The organism is Micromonospora sp. M51 (genome assembly GCF_018070305.1).
In the GTDB taxonomy this organism is placed as follows: Bacteria; Actinomycetota; Actinomycetes; order Mycobacteriales; family Micromonosporaceae; genus Micromonospora; species Micromonospora parva.
This window is the reverse complement of the sequence record NZ_JAGPXZ010000031.1, coordinates 1-17918: the sequence shown is the minus strand read 5'-3', so window position 1 is coordinate 17918 and position 17918 is coordinate 1. Positions and strand designations below refer to the sequence as shown.

15 protein-coding genes, 3 tRNA genes and 1 pseudogene are annotated in these 17918 nt (G+C 69.9%); 10 read left to right on the top strand and 9 right to left on the bottom strand.

The window, feature by feature from the left end; translation table 11 throughout:
* A partial coding sequence (locus tag KBX53_RS03560) for a cation:proton antiporter (RefSeq protein ID WP_210857795.1) occupies positions 1 to 784 on the top strand: 784 nt, incomplete at its 5' end.
* A 16-nt stretch (positions 785 to 800) separates the two neighbouring features.
* Here the strand turns inward: KBX53_RS03560 and KBX53_RS03555 are convergent.
* A complete protein-coding gene (locus KBX53_RS03555; protein WP_210857794.1) occupies positions 801 to 1946 on the bottom strand; it encodes an aromatic acid exporter family protein in 1146 nt (381 codons plus the stop codon).
* Positions 1947 to 2139: 193 nt separating this feature from the next.
* The gene (locus KBX53_RS03550) at positions 2140 to 4623 is read right to left on the bottom strand and encodes a M14 family metallopeptidase (RefSeq protein WP_210857793.1); all 2484 of its coding nucleotides are present in this window, start codon (positions 4621 to 4623) and stop codon (positions 2140 to 2142) included.
* A gap of 294 nt (positions 4624 to 4917) precedes the next feature.
* On the opposite strand from KBX53_RS03550, the gene KBX53_RS03545 reads away from it, so the two are divergent.
* The gene (locus KBX53_RS03545; protein WP_210857792.1) at positions 4918 to 5388 is read left to right on the top strand and encodes a TspO/MBR family protein; all 471 of its coding nucleotides are present in this window, start codon (positions 4918 to 4920) and stop codon (positions 5386 to 5388) included.
* Between the two features lie 82 nt (positions 5389 to 5470).
* Positions 5471 to 7006: a sigma-70 family RNA polymerase sigma factor gene (locus KBX53_RS03540; RefSeq protein ID WP_210857791.1), complete on the top strand. Its 1536-nt coding sequence runs from the start codon at positions 5471 to 5473 to the stop codon at positions 7004 to 7006.
* 41 nt (positions 7007 to 7047) lie between these two features.
* On the opposite strand, the gene KBX53_RS03535 is transcribed toward KBX53_RS03540, so the two are convergent.
* The gene (locus KBX53_RS03535) at positions 7048 to 7605 is read right to left on the bottom strand and encodes a hypothetical protein (protein WP_210857790.1); all 558 of its coding nucleotides are present in this window, start codon (positions 7603 to 7605) and stop codon (positions 7048 to 7050) included.
* A gap of 192 nt (positions 7606 to 7797) precedes the next feature.
* Here KBX53_RS03535 and KBX53_RS03530 point away from each other — a divergent pair, with 192 nt between their 5' ends.
* Positions 7798 to 8382, top strand: coding sequence for a transglutaminase family protein (locus KBX53_RS03530; protein WP_210857789.1), 585 nt, complete (start codon positions 7798 to 7800; stop codon positions 8380 to 8382).
* Positions 8383 to 8487: 105 nt separating this feature from the next.
* Here the strand turns inward: KBX53_RS03530 and KBX53_RS03525 are convergent.
* Positions 8488 to 8563: transfer RNA gene (locus KBX53_RS03525), tRNA-Lys, on the bottom strand.
* 215 nt (positions 8564 to 8778) lie between these two features.
* Here KBX53_RS03525 and KBX53_RS03520 point away from each other — a divergent pair.
* Positions 8779 to 9213 (top strand): DUF6010 family protein, encoded by a 435-nt coding sequence (locus KBX53_RS03520; protein WP_245233610.1) that lies wholly within the window; start codon positions 8779 to 8781, stop codon positions 9211 to 9213.
* Between the two features lie 16 nt (positions 9214 to 9229).
* Positions 9230 to 10165, top strand: a complete 936-nt coding sequence (locus KBX53_RS03515) for a GlxA family transcriptional regulator (RefSeq protein WP_210857788.1) — start codon at positions 9230 to 9232, stop codon at positions 10163 to 10165.
* Positions 10166 to 10266: 101 nt separating this feature from the next.
* On the opposite strand, the gene KBX53_RS03510 is transcribed toward KBX53_RS03515, so the two are convergent.
* The gene (locus KBX53_RS03510; protein ID WP_210857787.1) at positions 10267 to 10998 is read right to left on the bottom strand and encodes an SDR family oxidoreductase; all 732 of its coding nucleotides are present in this window, start codon (positions 10996 to 10998) and stop codon (positions 10267 to 10269) included.
* Between the two features lie 108 nt (positions 10999 to 11106).
* Between KBX53_RS03510 and KBX53_RS03505 the strand changes: the two genes are divergently transcribed.
* Positions 11107 to 11955: a LysR family transcriptional regulator gene (locus KBX53_RS03505; RefSeq protein ID WP_210857786.1), complete on the top strand. Its 849-nt coding sequence runs from the start codon at positions 11107 to 11109 to the stop codon at positions 11953 to 11955.
* Between the two features lie 72 nt (positions 11956 to 12027).
* Here KBX53_RS03505 and KBX53_RS03500 read toward each other — a convergent pair.
* Positions 12028 to 12103, bottom strand: a tRNA-Lys gene (locus KBX53_RS03500).
* A 188-nt stretch (positions 12104 to 12291) separates the two neighbouring features.
* On the opposite strand from KBX53_RS03500, the gene KBX53_RS03495 reads away from it, so the two are divergent.
* Positions 12292 to 13554, top strand: a complete 1263-nt coding sequence (locus KBX53_RS03495; protein WP_030331198.1) for an Ig-like domain-containing protein — start codon at positions 12292 to 12294, stop codon at positions 13552 to 13554.
* A 247-nt stretch (positions 13555 to 13801) separates the two neighbouring features.
* Positions 13802 to 15094, top strand: coding sequence for an Ig-like domain-containing protein (locus tag KBX53_RS03490; RefSeq protein WP_210857785.1), 1293 nt, complete (start codon positions 13802 to 13804; stop codon positions 15092 to 15094).
* Between the two features lie 113 nt (positions 15095 to 15207).
* Here the strand turns inward: KBX53_RS03490 and KBX53_RS03485 are convergent.
* Together KBX53_RS03485 and orn are read right to left on the bottom strand one after the other, a co-directional pair.
* Positions 15208 to 15283: transfer RNA gene (locus KBX53_RS03485), tRNA-His, on the bottom strand.
* Positions 15284 to 15387: 104 nt separating this feature from the next.
* Entirely contained in the window at positions 15388 to 15978 is a 591-nt protein-coding gene (gene orn, locus KBX53_RS03480; RefSeq protein WP_036411320.1) for an oligoribonuclease, read from the bottom strand.
* A 72-nt stretch (positions 15979 to 16050) separates the two neighbouring features.
* Here orn and KBX53_RS03475 point away from each other — a divergent pair, with 72 nt between their 5' ends.
* On the top strand, positions 16051 to 17334 hold the full coding sequence (locus tag KBX53_RS03475) for a glycosyltransferase 87 family protein (RefSeq protein ID WP_210857784.1): 1284 nt from the start codon (positions 16051 to 16053) through the stop codon (positions 17332 to 17334).
* 146 nt (positions 17335 to 17480) lie between these two features.
* Here the strand turns inward: KBX53_RS03475 and KBX53_RS03470 are convergent.
* Positions 17481 to 17918, bottom strand: a pseudogene (locus KBX53_RS03470) (hypothetical protein); the annotation flags it as partial.

Genomic DNA, 17918 nt, shown 5'->3' with positions numbered 1-17918 from the left:
GTCCACCATCGTCATCGCCGTGGCGGTGTCGGTCGGCGTGGTGCTGCTGCTACGCCCCGCCTGGCTGGTGCTGACGCAGTCCCTCCCCCGGTCGCTGCACAGCCGGTTGGGCGGCGTATCCGAGCAGGACGACCCGGACGAGCCCGGTAGTGCCCGGCAGGTCGCCCGCGCCGACCGCAACGCGGAACGACTGTCCCTGCGCGAGGTGACGGCGCTGAGCTGGTCGGGCACCCGTGGGGTGATCAGCCTGGCCGCGATCTTCACCCTGCCGTTGACCACCAACAGCGGGGTGCCGTTCCCCGACCGGGACCTGCTCCTGTTCTGCACCTTCGTGGTCGTCCTCGTGACGCTCGTCGGGCAGGGCCTGACGTTCGCGCCGCTCGTGCGGAGGCTGGGCCTGCGCGCCAACGAGACCGACCAGGCCCGGGTACGCAACGAGGCCCGCTCGGCGGCGGTCGAGGCCGCCCTGGCCCGCCTGGACGAGGTCGCCGCCGCCGAGCCGGACAGCGCGATGGCCGTCAACACCACCCGTACCCAGTTGCTGGCCCGACTGGCGCGCTACCGCGGGCGACTTGACCTGCTCGAACAGAGCGGGTCGTCGGAGCTACCGACCTCACCGCAGTACGAGACGGCGCTCCAGGTCCGCCGGACGGCCATCGACGCCCAGCGGGAGGAACTCGTGCGCTGGCGCGACAGCGGTCGGCTGCCCGACGAGGAACTGCGCGTCCTGGAACGGGAACTCGATCACGAGGAGTTGCTGCTGCCCAGGCGGACGTCCATCTGACCGGCCGACAGTGCGATCATTCGTGCTGGCCCCGGTCTATCGCCTGCCGCACCAGTGCCGCGCCCTTCTCCGGGTCCAGGCCGCTGGCGATGAGCAGGTCATGGGCGATGGTCCGGAACTCGCCCACGGCGATCATCCCGGAGTAGCCCAGACGGTGACGGTGCAGGCGGGTGGGGTCGCGGACGGACCCGCCCTGTGCCCGTCCGATTAGTTCGACAGCCTCCAGGATCCGCTCGCGCGGCTCCCGTGGCTCCTCCCGCGCGACGATCGCCGCGCGCAGGTCCAGCGCGCCGTCGGCCAGCAGGTCGATGGCGTCCGGGACCTCCTCCGGCAGCGGCTCGTGGTCCTTGAGTGCCGTCGTGAGCTGCCTCGCCAGAGATCGGCAACTGTGCACGCTGCGTTCCAGATGTCGGATCGACTCCGCGTGGAGGGCGAACGAGTCGCGTTCATGCCAGCGCAGCGGCGCGAGTCGTACCACCTCCTGGGCGGCTTGCAGCCCGTCCCGTAACGCGATGACCTGCGGGCCGATGTTCCGCAGCTCGCGCAGGCCCTGCTCGGCCTGTCCGAGATCCCGCAGGCGCAGCGCCGCCGCCAGGTGGTGCATGGCGGCCACCGCGGGACCGACCACGGGCTCGGCCAGTCGGTGCAGTGTCCGCCGCGGATGGATGGGTACCAGCAGCAGACTGACCGCCAACCCGATCAGCCCTCCGACCGCGGCGTCCACGAACCGGGGAATGGACAGGTCACGGACCGGTGGTTCGAGGGTGGCGATGAGCACGGCCGTACCGCCGGCCTGGGTGAGCAGCGAACCACCGCCCTTGAGCAGGATGGCCACGATGATCGCCAGCAGGACCACCCCACCGGTCTGCCACGGGCCGATGCCGAAGAGCGGCATGAGCAGGTCACCCACGGCGAGCCCGAGCACCACCCCGACCAGCAGTTCGATGGTGCGCCGCAGTAGGGAGCCCATCGCGGCGGCCGTGATGCCGACCGCCGCGGTGGGCGCGAAGACCGGGGACGGATTGCCGAGGAACTGGTACACGACGAACCAGGCGAGCCCCGCCGCGATGGCGGCCTGCACGGCGAGCAGACCGTAGAGCCGGAACCGCCAGGAACGTACGCGCCACGCCTCCCGCGCCCGCTCCCGCAGGCTGCCGAACATCCGGTCGACGCGAGAACGCCCGTGTGGTGCCGAATCCAGGTCGGCGGCCGAATCCTCGCTCGCGGGCATGCGCGCCGCTTACCCACCAAATGAGGACCTATCCGCGCTGCCGACGCCCGCGCGGGCCCTGCTGACCGTTGCCCCGCCGGTGCGGGTGACATCGACCGGCGGGGCTTCGATCACGGTACGCGGACTACCTCTTGGCGATCTTGATCGTCGCCGTCCGGTAGTTGTTGCGCCTGTCGTTCTTCGTCGGGTCGTAGTTCTTCTCGATGTTGCCGGCGCTGTCCACCGAGAACCAGCGGAAAGTCGTCGTCTCGGTCACGTGGAACACCTGCCCCGGCTCCCGGAACTCGGTGGCCGCGTAGCGCGGCGACTGGAGCGTGGGCCGGCTGCCGTCGGTCGTGTAGTAGATGGTGGCCGGCTCGCTCGTCTCGAAGCGTACGTCCACCGGCCCGCGGTAGGTCCCTGCGCCGGGAACGAGCTGCGATGTCGGGTTCTTCCTGTCCCGTCCCCAGTCCGCCGCCACCCGGAACATCTCCATGATCCCGTTGGCGTACTCCATCGTCTCGGCGTGGCCGCTGACCAGCTCGGGGTTGCCCGCCCACTCCGGCTGGAACGAACCGCCCTGCCAGTCGCCGGTGGCCGGGTTGTAGACGGAGCCGCCGACCTCCCAGCCGAAGGCGTAGATCCCGTAGGTGTGGTACAGGTCCTCGCGCACGTTGCCGGCGGAGGAGTAGAGGACGTCGGACGAGCCACCGACGTTCTCCGGCGTGACGACGGTCTCCCGGTGCGCCTTGACCTGCGACAGGATCCGGGCCGCCGACTGCCAGTAGAACGCCTCGTCACCCAGCGGCGGGCGCGGCGTGGTGATCCGCCCGTCAGCGACGTACGCGCCGGGCTGCCAGAACAACTGGCCGCCGTTGGAGTGCACCGACATCATGAACTTGATGTTCCTGTACTTCTCGACGAGCCAGATGATGTTCTTCGACTCGGGCTCGGACAGCTCCTCCGGGCCCTGGTAGGTGCCGCTGACGCAGTTGGTCGACCCGCCCGCGTACCCGTCGTGACCCGACCCGACCCGGTAGTTGCGGTTCAGGTCGACGCCCCAGGAGTTCCGCTGCCCAGGATCGGCTGTCGCGTCCGGGCAGTGGTTCGTCAGGTTCTTCCGCTGCGAGGCGAAGTTGTAGAAGCTGTAGTTCGCCCCGTCGGGGTTGTTGGAGAGGATGAAGAAGACATCGGTGTTGTTGACGATCTCCTTCGTCTCGCGGTCGGACCGGTAGTTGTGCACCAGACGCTCGGCCGACTCCAGGCTGGTCGTCGCCGGCACCCACTCGCGGGCGTGGTCCTGCGCCTGGATCAGGACGCCGGGCTTCTTGCCGTCACGGTGCTTGCCGATCCGCAGGACGGGAATCGTGACCGGGCCGCGGGGCACCTCACCCTCGGGCGCGCCGACGCGCTTCTGGTCGAGGAAGTCGGTCAACGCGACCGGGCCGGCCGTCGCCGCGACGACGCCGGTGCCCGTGTTGGTGCGGTACGGGTGCGCCCGGTCGATGAGGCCCTGGGACCCGGTCCGCAGCGCGTCCGCCACCTGGGTGGCCGTGCTCGCCGGAGCGCCCGAGGCGTCAGTGGCGAGCAGCACGCGGACCGCCTTGCCGGTGACCTCAACGGCGAGCGGCAGGTCCGCCTCCGGCCGGTCCACGAACTCGACAGTGACGTCGTTGCCGCCCTCGTGGCCCCACGCCGCCGAGCTGACCACGACCGCCGACTGCCCCGTACCGCCGATCGTGGCCTGCGCCTTGCGCTGGTAGCCGTTGGTCTGGTTCGGGAGGTAGACGATCTCGGCGATGTCCGGGTACTGGCGGGCGATCTCCTTCGCCCGGCTGTAGAGCTGCTGCGGGTGCTTGTACCCGTCCACGAAGTCCGACTTGTAGGACGGGTTCGCCGTCAGCGGCGGCGGGGCGTCCTCCAACCAGTCGGAGACCTTGCCGGTGGTGACGCCACCGGTCGAGCTCGTGACCCGGATCTGGGTCGGCCGCGTGTCGAGCTTGAACAGGTTCCGGTGGAACATGTACTGCCCGGAGTCCACGAAGCGGCTCATCGTCCGGGCGAAGCCGAACGAGGTGCCCCGGCCCGAGTCGTTCTCCAGCTGCATCTCGACGACCGGGTCCGCCTGCTGTCCCTCGGTGGTGCGCGCCTCGACGTACAGGAAGCCCTGGCCCTTGGTGGTGAACCAGTCGGCGCGGGCGATCCGCACCGTCGCGTCGTGGCTCGCCGGCTGCGCCGCTCGGGCGGCGGCGTTGCCCTGGAGGCCGCCGTCGGCCTCGTCAGCCCAGACGAAGCCCGCGTCGTCGGCGAGGACCTCGACGCCCATCGCCGTCAGTTCGGCGATCTGCTCGGCGGTGACCACCGCCTCGCCCTCGATGCCGGTCGGCACCCGCTTGAGACCGTGTTCGAGGTCGAAGCCGGCGGCGACGACCTTGTCCAGCATGTCGGCGCCGGCCAGCTTGACGTGTACGCGGCGGACCTGGTCCCGGTTCTCCAGCTGGGATCGTGCGGAGCCGGCCGTGGCGGCCGACTGCGCGGGATCCGCGCCCGCCGGCCCGGTCGACACGAGGACGCCCGCCAACAGTGCGGGCAGCGCCACGAACGCGATGCGCCGTTGTCTGCGTCGCATTGTCCCCTCCTTCTCCTTGCGACAGGTGGATGATGTGCTCGCGACCATCCACAAAGGAGGGATGGTTGACGCTCGCGCACCCTGGGTCGGGGCACGGTGACGGTTGGCGTAGCGAGGAGGTCCGGGAGGCCGTGCGCGAGTTGGCTGAGCGTATGCGGATCTTCGACGGCATCGGCCCGGATCAACGTAATTTGAGCATTACTTGAGGCACACCACGATGCAGGACCCGGCGCCCTCGCCGAGTCCCGTCGACCGGCTGTGGTTGATCCGGCACCGGCGGGGTAGCTGAACAGCATGCGACTTCCCACCCTGGTCAAGACCGCGGCGGCGGTCACCGTCACGGCCGCCGCAGGTACGGCGGTGAACGACACCTCCAACGGCTGGTACCGGCGACTGCGCAAGCCGAGCTGGCAGCCACCGCCCGTGGCGTTCCCGCTGGTCTGGACGCCGCTGTACGCGCTGATCGCGGTGGCGGGCGCCCGTGCCCTGGACCGCACCAGCGGAGCCGAGCGCGCCGCGTTCACCCGCGCCTACGCGCTCAACCTGGCGCTCAACTTCGGGTGGAGCGCCTTGTTCTTCAAGGCGCGCAGGCCCACCGTCGCGCTGGCCGAGATCGCCGCGCTCAACGCCTCCAACGTCGCGCTCATCCGCCGCGCCGCGCACGCCGACACCGCCGCAGGTGCCGCACTGGCCCCGTACGTCGCGTGGACGCTCTTCGCCACCGTGCTCAACGGCGCCATCGTCCGCCTCAACAGAGACAGGTGACAGCTCAGTTTGTGTGACCCGGGCGGGTCCCAACCCATCTCCACGGTGTACGAGAATGTCCCGTGAAGGCGAGGTTGTGAGCGTGACCCATCACGCGTACCCGAACAGGACCGACCTGTCGGCGGTAGTGGACGCGGCCCGCCGCGGCGACCACGCCGCGATGGATGAGCTGGTCTCGCACTACCTGCCACTGGTGTACAACATCGTGGGCCGGGCGATGAGCCGTTCCGCGGACGTCGACGACGTGGTGCAGAACACGATGCTGAGCGTCGTACGCGGGCTGGCAGGCGTACGCGATCCGCGGCTGTTCCGGTCCTGGCTGGTGGCCGTCACCATGAACGAGGTACGGGCGCACAAGCAGTACCGGCACACCACACCCACGGCGCCGGAGGACATCGACAACCTGGTCGTCCCGGGCTCCGACTTCGAGGACCTGACACTGACCCGGCTCCGCCTGTCCGATGAGCGCCGGGAGGTCGTGCTGGCCACACGGTGGCTGGATGACGACCACCGCCATTTGCTGTCCCTCTGGTGGCTGGTCGAGGCCGGTCACCTCTCCCGCGCCGACCTGGTCGACGCCCTGCGCCTCGACGCGCATCTCGTGACCGTCCGGGTGGGCCGGATGAAGGCGCAGCTGGACACCGCGCGGCTCGTCGTACGGGCCCTCACCGCCCGGCCCGGCTGCGCCGGCCTCATCGACACGGCCGCCGACTGGGACGGCCAGCCGGCTCCGGTGTGGCGCAAGCGGCTGGCACGGCACATCCGCGACTGCACGTACTGCCCGAACACCACCTCCGATCTGGTTCCCGCCGAGCGGCTGCTCGCCGGCCTCGCGCTCACGCCGGTCCCGGCCCGCCTCGCGTCGGACGTCTCCCACCAGGCCCAGCTCGTCGCCACCTCGCAGGGCGCCGCCTCGACAGGCGCGTACGCGAAGGCCGGACTGGCGCCCAAGGCCCGCCTCACGGCACTGTCGCTGCCCAAGACCCTGGTCGGCGCCGTCGCGGCCGTCGCCATGGTCGGAGGAGGCGGGCTCATCATCACCACCTACGCCGACCGGCCGACGAAGCAGCCGGCGAGCGTCACAGCCGCCGAACCCTCGGCGCAGGTCACCGACCCCGCCCCCGAGCCGACCGAACCCGCTGTCGAGTCGCCCTCCCCCACGGCGCCCGAACCCTCCCCGAGCGCCGCACGCCCGAGCCCCACCCCCAGCAGGTCGGCGACGCCGACGCGAACCCCGTCACCGACGCCGAACAGGCCGGCCAAGAAGTCGGCCGCCGCTCTGCCGGCCGGCGTGTCCGCCGCCGAACAACGCCTGCTGGTGCTGCTCAACGAACGACGCCGCGCGCTCGGGCTGACCGAGGTCAAGATGCGCACCAACGAGCAGAACCTCGCGGAGGACTGCGTGAAGCAGAACCTGGACGCGGGCACCTTCGAGCACTGCGGGCACGAGGTCCTGTTCGCGTCCTCGGGCAACTCCCCGCCCGAGCAGATCATCGAGGCGTGGTTCAACAGTCCCGGCCACAAGACGGCACTGACCTACGCCAGCTCCCGCTTCGCCGGCCCCGCCATCGTCTACAACGGCTCCCGCCAGATCGCCGCCATCAACATCGACTACTGAGGCTCTCCGGCCCGGCGACTGTCGTCGCCGGGCCGGCCCGCCTACGCTCCACCCCCGACAGGTGGCATCGGCCGCACGGACGCCTCGGCGGCCAGCCGCGCCGCCAACCGTTCATCGAGGTACGCGGCCACCCGCGCATCCTCGGCCGGGGCCAGCGTCGTCCGGCACAGGTACCGCGGCTGCTGGTCCGCGCAGTCCAGGCGGTACGCCTCCCGCATCCGAACGGCGTGCCTGATCGCCGTCCATGGCAACCGCAACGCCGCATGAGCGGTGTGCCACTCGATGGCCTCCGCAGTGAACACGTACCGCACCGGCGCGCTCAACTCGGCGTGACGTCGCAGGTACGCCGAGCCGTTGATCAGCCCCGCGATGCACCAGACCGCCCCGAACGGGACGCCGAACAGCCCGGCTAGGAGCCACCCGCCGTCGGCAGTGAACGTACCGAGGCTCGTGATCGACAACAGCAGACCCGAGATGACGAACAACCAGCTCATCCGCCGCAGATCCCGTCGCAACAACCGCGTGAACCGCACGTCGGGAGTGACGAGCAGGTCGAACCCGCCCTGGAAGCCTCCCTGGTTGAGCCTCACGTCGCTCACGCTTACCCCTCACCGTCGTCGATGCCAGCCGCGAAGAACCTAGACCCTGCCGGCGCGTTGCCGCAGCTGTGGCCGGGAATGAGGGTGACAGGCCGAGCATGGCCGCGGTGAGATGGGACCGTCACCGTACGCGACGGGTCATGGCGCGATGGAGCAGCCTCGATCCGACAGGCCGCGGGGAAAGGGACAGCTGTGCAACTGGTCGCGGGCGAACCGATGGAGTACCTGGGCGGTGACACGGTCGTCGAGGTGGACCATCCGGCAGTGCGGGCGTTAGCTGGTGAACTTCGCGCGGCGCACCCGGACGACGTCGACTTCACGCGGGCCGCCTTCGCATGGGTTCGTGACCGGATCGGGCACTCCGTGGACGCCCAGGATCCGCGGATCACCATCACCGCAGGCGAGGTGCTCAGCGCCGGCGTCGGCCTCTGCTATGCCAAGTCGCACCTGCTGGTGGCCGTGGCCCGGGCCTCCGGCGTCCCGGCCGGGTTGTGCTACCAACAGCTGACCGACGGGGGAAAGCCCTTCCTGCACGGCCTCGTTGCCGTCTACCTCGCGGGCCGCTGGCACCGCCAGGACCCGCGTGGCAACCGCACCGGCATCGACGCCCAGTTCCGGCTCGGGCGTGAGCAACTGGCCTACCCGATCACCGACGGCTCGACCGGCCTCGATCTTCCTGAAGTGCACGTGCGGCCCTCGCCCAATGTGATCGCAGCCCTGCGCGGTGCTCGAGACGCTCTTGAACTGTGCCGCACCGGGTTGCCCGCTACGCCCTGAGTCGGGACAGCGGACGCCGGGCACCCGCCGAGCCGCCATCCGCCGCAGCCGTACACGAAAAAGGCCCCGGCCCGGTGTGAACCACCAGGTCGGGGCCTTGATCGTTGGTGCGCCGCCAGGGACTCGAACCCCGAACCCGCGGATTAAGAGTCCGCTGCTCTGCCAGTTGAGCTAGCGGCGCTCGATCGGCAACGGGACGAGACGCTAGCACGCCAGGGTGCCGCTGGGAAAACAGGGACACCCGCCTCAGTGTCCGCGCGGGCTACCCGGTCAGGACCGCCGGGATCAGTGGCGAGAATCCGGCGGACCATGGCATTTTCGCCTCTCGTCGCCGACTGCGAGCTTTCCTAGGCTCCCTCTCGACACTCCTCAACTGGAACGGAAACGGGGCGGACCGTGCTGCGCTACGTCATGCCCGTGGTGATCGGGCTGGTCTACGTCGGGCTCAACTCCCTCGTCCCGGAGCCGCACCGGCGACGCCTGAACGCGCTCGTCGTCACCGGCGCCGGGGCCGCCTACATCAGCGGTGGCGGGTTCGGGCTGTGGGAGTTGCTCTTCTGCGCGCTGCTGCTGGTGGTGGGCTACGCCGGGCTCACCTCGTACACCTTCATCGGCGTCGGGTGGCTCCTGCACACGGTCTGGGACGTGCTGCACCACCGGCGCGGCACCCCGATCATCCCGTCACTGCATGACTCGTCCTTGGGCTGCGCGCTCTGCGATCCGGTCATCGCGCTCTGGTGCTTCGCCGGTGGCCTGTCGGTGAGAGACCTGTACGGCCGGGTCGCGCGGCGGGCGACCGATGCGCGGCCGTCGGTGACCGCACGGTCCTGACTGGTTGAATTCCGCCATGCACACAGTGGCCGTGCTCGCCCTCGACAGTGTCGTCCCGTTCGATCTGGCCACCCCGATGGAGGTCTTCCAGCGCACCCGCCTGCCGGACGGCCGCGCCGGCTACCGCGTTCTCGTCTGCGCCGCCACACCGACGGTCACCGCTGGGGCGTTCAGCATGGCGGTGCCGTGGGGCCTGGACGTGCTCGTCGACGCCGACACCGTCGTCGTGCCGGGCGTCTCCGACCCCGCCGCCGCGACGCGCGCCACGGTCCTCGACTCGCTGCGCGCCGCCGCCGCGAACGGTGCCCGGATCGCCTCGATCTGCGGTGGCGCGTTCACCCTCGCCGCCACCGGCCTGCTCGACGGGCAGCGCGCGACCACGCACTGGCTCGCCACCGACCGGCTCGCCGCCGAGCATCCGCGGATCCAGGTCGACCCCAACGTGCTCTACGTGGACAACGGCCAGTTTCTGACCTCCGCGGGCGCCGCCGCCGGGCTCGACCTGTGCCTGCACCTGGTCCGCCGCGACCACGGCGCCGCTGTCGCGGCCGCCACGGCGAGGTTGTCCGTCATGCCGCTGGAACGCGCGGGTGGACAGGCGCAGTTCATCACGCACGAACCGCCCGCCGCCGACGGGGCGACCCTGGAGCCGCTGCTGACCTGGATGCGCGACAACGCCCGGCGCGAGCTGACCCTCGCCGACATCGCCCGCCACGCCGGCTTGAGCACCCGGACGCTGAACCGGCACTTCCGCGACCAGACCGGCACCACCCCGCTGCGGTGGCTGCACCGGGTCCGCGTCCACCAGGCGCAGCATCTCCTGGAAACCACTGTTCATCCCATCGACCGGGTGGCGACGCAGGTGGGTTTCGGCTCCACCACCGCCTTCCGGGACTGCTTCAAGCGCATCACCGGCACCAGCCCGCAGGCGTATCGGCAGAGCTTCCGGTGACCGCGACGCCCGGGCACCCGATGGGCAGGGATGACGCAGCCGCTGTGCAGCAGCCGGCCCGACGCCGAGCAGCGTCGGGCCAGCGCGAGAGCCTTGAACCGTCACCAGGGCACCACACCTGCGTCCTCGAAGAATCCGCCGGTGGGGCCTCCGTCGGGCAGTGTGGCCAGGCGGATGGCGGTCGCCGCGCCCTCCTGGGGAGTACGCACGCCACGGAAGCCGTTGAGGTCGGTGGCGACGTAGCCCGGGCAGGCGCAGTTGATGAGGATGTTCGTGTCCGCCAGTTCCCGGACGTACTGAAGGGTCACCGCGTTCAGGAACGACTTCGAGGGCGCGTAGGCGACAGCGACCGGGCCTGTGGAGGTCTCACCACCGGGACCTGACTGTCGGGCCAGAGAACCGACGCTGCTGGACATGTTCACGATGCGCGGCGAGGCCGACCGGCCGAGTAACGGCAGCATGGCGTTCGTCACCCGGATGACGCCGATGACGTTGGTCTCCACCACCGTGCGGATGACGGCCGGATCGACGCTGCTCGGCTGCTGCGGCCCGCCGCCGGTGATTCCGGCGTTGTTGACCAGGGCATCGAGGCGTCCGGCGCGTTCGGCGATCAGGTCGGCTGCGGCGGCGACACTGCGGTCGTCGGTGACATCCAACGGGACACCGAAGGCGTCGAGGCCGGCGTCCCGCAGTCGCGTTACCGCCGCGTCCCGCCGGGTCTGCTCACGCGCCCCGACACCCACGCTCCAGCCCAGCGCACCGAGGCCTGCCGCGATCTCGTACCCGATGCCCTTGTTAGCCCCGGTGACCAGGGCGATCTTCTTGTCACTCATGTCTTCGACTCTGAATCGCGGCTGGCGAACCGTCCAAGACCACCTGAGTCACGGGCGATACCCTCACGGTATCGCCGCGCCTACGTACCCCCCGGCTAGGCTCTACGGGTGGAAACACGAGAGCTGCGGTACTTCGTCGCCGTGGCCGAGGAGTTGCATTTCGGCCGAGCAGCGCAACGCCTGGGCATAGCCCAGCCTCCATTGTCGCGGGCGATCAGTCAGCTCGAACGTCGTCTGGGTGCCACCTTGTTGAGGCGTGACAGCCGGTCGGTGACCCTGACCGAAGCCGGTGCGGTCCTGCTGCACGAAGGACGAGCAGCGCTGGACGCTGTGGAAGCTGCCGAACATCGCACCCGCCGCGCAGCTCTCGCCGTCACCGGTCACCCTGGCGTCGTCCTGGCGACCAAGGCTGGAGCGTCCAGTGAGTTGCTCGCGAAGCTACTGAACGCCTACGCCACCGAACCTGGATCGGTCGACGTCGACGTGATGCTGTGTGGCCCCGGCGAACAGGAACGACTGTTGCGGACCGGTCGTGCCGATGTCGCGATCCTTCACCACCCGTTCGACGACCTGAGCGGGTTCGACACCGAGGAACTGTTCACCGAGGGCCAGGTCGCCATCCTCCCGGCCGGCCACCCCCTCACCACTCGCGGGAGTTTGCAGCTGAGCGAGGTAACCGAGCTGCCCGACCTGCCTCTACCGCGCTGGCCCGGGGATGATGGCACCTATCCCGACGGCCCGGGTCCTGAGGCACGGAGCCACTCACAACTTTTGCAGCTCACCTCCCTTGGCCGGACCTTGCTGGTCGTGCCTGACTCCGCCCGATCCCAGCTGAACGACGATGTCGTCGCAGTGCCGATCGTGGACGCGCCGGACGTCACCACGGTCATCGCCTGGCCCCCGCACAGCCGTTCCCGAGCCGTCGCTGATCTTGTACGAGCCGCACTCCGCCTCTAGCGGCTGGATCGCACGTCGTACGCGAAAAAGGCCCTGACCGGCAGACATCCGCCAGGTCAGGGCCTTGCTCGTTGGTGCGCCGCCAGGGACTCGAACCCCGAACCCGCGGATTAAGAGTCCGCTGCTCTGCCAGTTGAGCTAGCGGCGCTCGTTCGGCAACGGAGAGAAGATTAGCACCCGGTCGAGCCGGGCTCCAATCCGGTTACCCGGCTCCCCCCTTCGGTCGAGCTTACCGGGCATATGGCTACAAAGGCACCCGCGTACGAAAGTCCGGGGCGTGGGTGGCGGCGCTGATACGGCACGATGTCCGCCAGGTACGCGAGAACAGAGGTGGGGATGGCACGGTTCACGCGAGCCGGGGCGGTGGTGGGCGCTCTGGCCCTGGCGGCGTCACTGGCACTGGCCGGGTGTGGCGGCGACGAGAAGAAGCCGGAATTCGTTGGTGGGGCGTCCTCGGACGCGAGCGCCGCCCCTGGTTCAGCCGCGCCCTCGGCGCCGAGCGCACCGAGCGGCCCGCCGCTCACACTGAGCCCCGCCGACGGCACGAAGAACCGGCCGGTCAGCACGGAGATCAGCGCGAAGCTCCCGGGTGGCGGGAAGGTGTCCGCGGTGACCCTGACGGCGGACGGTGGTGGCTCGGTCGAGGGCAAGCTGCGCACCGATGGTTCGTCCTGGGTGCCGTCCGCGCCGCTGAAGTGGGGCACCCGCTACACGGCCACGGTGACGGCGAGCGCGTCGGACGGCACGAGCAGCCAGGGCACCAGCAGCTTCACCACGATGGCCAAGCCGAAGTCGACGATCGGTTCGGGCCTGTACCTCTTCGACGACAAGAGCTACGGGGTGGCCATGCCCGTGGTCACCGAGTTCCACCCGGGCATCCCGAAGAAGGACCGCGCGGCGGTGCAGAAGCGGATGTTCGTCAAGACCGACCCGCCGCAGCCGGGTGCCTGGCACTGGGTCAGCAACGGCACGCAGGCCTACTACCGGGCCCCCGAGTACTGGAAGCCCGGCACCACCATCACCGTGCGGATCGCCCTGGCCGGCATGCCGCTGAGCAACGGCCGGTACGGCGACATCGACCGCAAGGCCACCGCCAAGATCGGCCGGTCGTTCGAGATGAAGGTCGACAACGCCAACAAGAAGATGACGGTGTACGAGAACGGCGCGCCGGTGCGCACCATCCCGGTGAGCCTGGGCAAGAAGAGCACGCCGTCGTCGAGCGGCACGATGGTGGTGATGGAGAAGAAGGAAGCCACAGTCTTCGACACCCGGGACGACCCGGACCCCGCCAACCGTTACGTGACCGACATTCAGTTCGCCCAGCGGCTCACCTGGGGTGGCGAGTACATCCACGCCGCGCCCTGGTCGGAGCACGTGCAGGGGCGGCGGAACGTCTCGCACGGCTGCGTGAACGTGTCGATGGCGAACGCCCGGTGGTTGTTCGACAAGACCCGGATCGGTGATCCGATCACGATCAAGGGGACCGAGCGCAGGATCGCCGCCGGCAACGGTTGGACGGCGTGGAGCCTGAGCTGGTCGGAGTTCGTCAAGGGCAGCGCGTTGCCGGTGCCCAGTGGTGGAGCCGGTCCGGCGATCTGAGGCGTCGGCTCGTTACGCCGGCTCCGTCGTTGGCGGGGCCGGCGTACCCTTGCACTCCCGCCGCGCGAGGGCTGCACGGCGACCCCGCGATCCCCGCACGGAGACGAGCCAGGCTCACGAAACGCCGAATAGTAGCAGAATTTGGACACTATTGATGGCGTGTTTCGGTTCACCCTCGGCAACCGGGGCCGGCTCTGGCGCGTCAGTAGGAGACGATGGGGCAGCGACCACGACTGTGAGGGAAACCATGCGAGCTAGCCAGGACCAGCTGATCAGGCCCGGTGGGCGACGCCGCGTGTTCGCGGCGGGGCTTCTCGCCGTGGCGCTGGCCTTCACCTCCGCCTGCACCGACGGCGACGGCGGCAAGCCGTCCTCGTGGCACGGCGGCGGCGAGAACCCCGCACCGAAGGCCGCGGCGACGATCAGTGAGCCGGCGGCCGACGCCAAGGACGTGCCGGCGTCCACCGGCATCACCTTCACCACGAAGGACGCCGTGGAGACCGCTGTCGAGCTGAAGGACTCCGCCGGCAAGACGGTCGAGGGCAGCCTCGCCAAGGACGGTAAGTCGTGGTTGCCGGCCGGCGCGCTGGCGTACGGCACGAGCTACACGGCGACAGTGACCGCCACCGGCGACGACGGGCGTCCGGCCACCGCCACCAGCACCTTCACCACCATGGCCAAGCCCGGCAACCAGGTTCGGGTGAGCAGCTTCCTCGGTGACAACCAGGTGGTCGGGGTGGGCATGCCGCTGATCGTGAAGTTCAGCCGGAACATCCCGGAGGACTACCGCGACGACGTGCAGCGCCGGATGACAGTCACCTCGACCCCGGCGCAGGAGGGGATCTGGCACTGGGTCAGCCCCACCGAGATCCGGTACCGGCCGAAGGAGTTCTGGAAGCCCAACAGCACTGTCTCCTACCGGGTGCAGGCGGGTGGCCTGCCGATGGGTGCGGGTTGGTACGGCCGCGCCGACCTCTCGGTGGACGTCAAGATCGGCGCGGCGGTGGTCATGACGGTCGACAACAAGACCAAGCGGATGACGGTGACCCGCAACGGCTCGGTGATCAAGACCATCCCGGTCAGCCTGGGCAAGAAGAGCACCCCGTCGTCCAGCGGCACCATGGTCGTGATCGAGAAGCTGCGCAAGACGGTCTTCGACACGTTCGAGGAGCTGGGCCCGGAGGAGGGCTACCGCACCAAGATTGACTTCGCGCAGCGCCTCACCTGGGGTGGTGAGTTCATCCACGCGGCACCCTGGTCCGAGGGGCAGCAGGGCAGCGTGAACGTGTCACACGGCTGCGTGAACGTGTCGATGGCCAACGGCGACTGGCTCTTCAAGAACACCCAGATCGGCGACCCGATCACCGTCAAGGGCACCGAGCGCAAGCTGCAGAACGGCAACGGCTGGACCGACTGGAACATGAGCTGGGACGAGTACGTCAAGGGCAGTGCCATTCCGTACGAGCCCCCGGCCGACCCGGACACCACCACCCCGAGCCCGGACGCGACGAGCACCCCGTCCGCCACGCCGACCGCCTGAGCCACCCGAGCAAAAGCCCCCTCTGCGGAGGGGGCTTTTGCGTGGCTGCCCCTGCCTGACCCCAAAAACGACTCAGGCCCCCTCCGAAGAGGGGGCCTGAGCGGTGAAACCAGTGGGGTGACTGATGGGAATTGAACCCACGACAACCGGGACCACAACCCGGTGCTCTGCCAACTGAGCTACAGCCACCATGCCGCCGTCGCCCGGTCGATCGCTCCGGGCGGGGTGCGGACCAATAATAGCCACACCACAGCCAGGCACGTCCAGCGGGTTGCCGGTCGGCGCGGCCGGGGTCAGAGTTCGGCGGCGATGGCCTTGGCGGTCTCGACATCCGGGCCGGGCAGCGGGACGAAGACGGTGCGCCGGTAGTACTCCAACTCCCGGATGCTCTCCCGGATGTCGGCCAGCGCCCGGTGCGCGAGACCCTTCTGCGGCTGGCCGAAGTACACCCGGGGGTACCAGCGACGGCAGAGTTCCTTGATCGACGACACGTCGATCATCCGGTAGTGCAGGTGCGCGTCGAGGCGGGGCATGTCCCGGGCGATGAAGCCCCGGTCGGTGGCGATCGAGTTGCCACACAGCGGGGCGGTACGCGGGTCCTTCACGAAGCCGCGGACGTACTCCAGGACCAGGTCCTCGGCTTCGGCGAGAGTGACCGCCGAGCGGCGGACCTCTTCGGTGAGGCCGGACTTGGCGTGCATCGTCTGCACGATCTCCGGCATCCCCTCCAGCGCCGCTTCGTCGGCGTGGATCACCACGTCGACACCGTCACCCAGCACGTTGAGGTCGGGATCGGTGACCAGTGCCGCAACCTCGATCAGTTTGTCCCTGCCGAGGTCCAACCCGGTCATCTCACAGTCGATCCAGACGAGGAGATCAGCCACCGGGACAGCCTACGCGCAGCCCACGCCCTGTGGCTGCGCGCTCTCGGCGGACCGGACCGCTAGGGTTTCGGGGTGCCAGCAGAACCCGTCGCACCGCCCGCCGTCACCGAAGACGATCCCGGCGGTCGTACGGTCCGTCGCCTGGTCGCCGTGGTGGCGCTCAGCGCCGTGCTGCCAGCGCTCTACCTGCCCGGCCTCGTGCACGACTTCTTCGATCTCAAGATCTACATGTCCGCGATGGACTGGTGGCGGGTCGGCCACCCGCTCTACGACTACGTGCAACCCGACCGGGTGCAGGGCGAGCTGTACTTCACCTACCCGCCCTTCAGTGCGCTGCTGCTGTGGCCGTTCGGTCTGCTGCGGCTCGGCGCGACCGTGGCGATCTTCACGGCGTTGACAGTGTTGGCAGTGGTGCTGACCACCCGGTGGCTGGTGATGCCGGTGATCGACCGACACGGCCTGCCCCGAACGTTCACGCTGGTCACCGCCGTCCTGCTGGTGCTGGCGGTGGAGGGCATCCGGGAGACGATCACCTTCGGCCAGATCAACATGTTGCTGGTCGTGTTGATCCTGGCCGATCTGCTGTTCGCGGTACCGCGGGCGCGACGCTGGGCCGGGGTGGGCGTGGGGCTGGCGACGGCGCTCAAGATCTTCCCCGGCATCTTCATCGTGTACCTGCTGGTCACCCGCCGGTGGCGGGCCGCCGCGGTGGCGAGCGCGACCGCGGCGGCGGCGACGCTGCTGGCGGCGGCGATCGCCCCGCGCGACTCGTGGCGGTTCTGGACCCACGAGCTGTGGACCACCGAGCGGGTGGGGCGCACCGACATCGTCGGCAACCAGTCGCTGTTCGGCCTGCTCAGCCGGTTCACCGCCCCGGAGAAGCCGGACCGGCTGCTCTGGCTGCTGCTGGTCGCCGTGGTCGCCGGCTACGGGCTGTGGCGGGCCGCCCGCGCCGCGCGGGCCGGTGACCCGTTGACGGGCCTGACGTTGACCGGGTTGGTCGGTTCCCTGGCGAGCCCGATCACCTGGACCCACCACATCTACTGGTTCGTGCCGGCGGTGGTGCTGCTCGCCGACGCGGCGTTGAGCGCCAACCGCCCCGACGAGGCACGCCGACGTCGGTGGCTGGCCGCCCTCGCGGTGGGCATCACCGCCCTGACGATCTATGGCGTGGTGACGTTCCAGGCCTGGGGTGTGGCGCCGGTCCGCACCCGTGACCCGTTGGACTTCCTCCTGCAGAACACGTACGTGCTGCTCAGTCTGCTGCTGCTGGTCGCGCTGCCGGTGCGGTCGAGGCTGCGTGCGGAAAATCGCACCAATTGGACAGACCTCCCGAGTGGCCATGATCGGCGCTAACCTGTCCTCATCTACCTCAAGCGTCGCTCGGGTAGCACCGATCCCCCGGTGAGAGTGGCCCTCCGCGTCGGCAGCGCGGAGGGCCACTCGCCGTTCCACCCGCCGCCAGCGGCCGGCCGCCACCAGGCACGGCAACAGCCGGACCGTCAGCCGGCCGGATCGCCATCGGGCCGACCGTCAGCCGGTGGGGCCACCACCGGTCGGGCCGTGGGCTCCTCCGCGTCGGCCGGCGGCCAGGCGAGGCTCAGCGTCACCTCCGGCGGACGGGGCAGCCGTACCGGCTCGTCATGGGCGGCGTGGGTGGCCGGGGGGGCACCGAGCGCCGCCCGGGACCGCTCCGCCGCCCCGGCACCGACCGGGGTGAGCTGACGTACCGCCAACGGCTCGGTCGGCTCCGGCGTCCGGGGGCCCAGGCCACTGAGCGACGTGACCCCGAGGCGGCCGGCGAGCACCGGCACCTGGTCCGGCTCGACCACGAAGATCACCTCGCGCGGGCGCAGCGGTCGCAGCAGGATCAGCACCGCGCCCACCACCAGCAGCACGCCGACCGCCAGCAGACCCCAGGCGGCCGGACCGGTCCACCC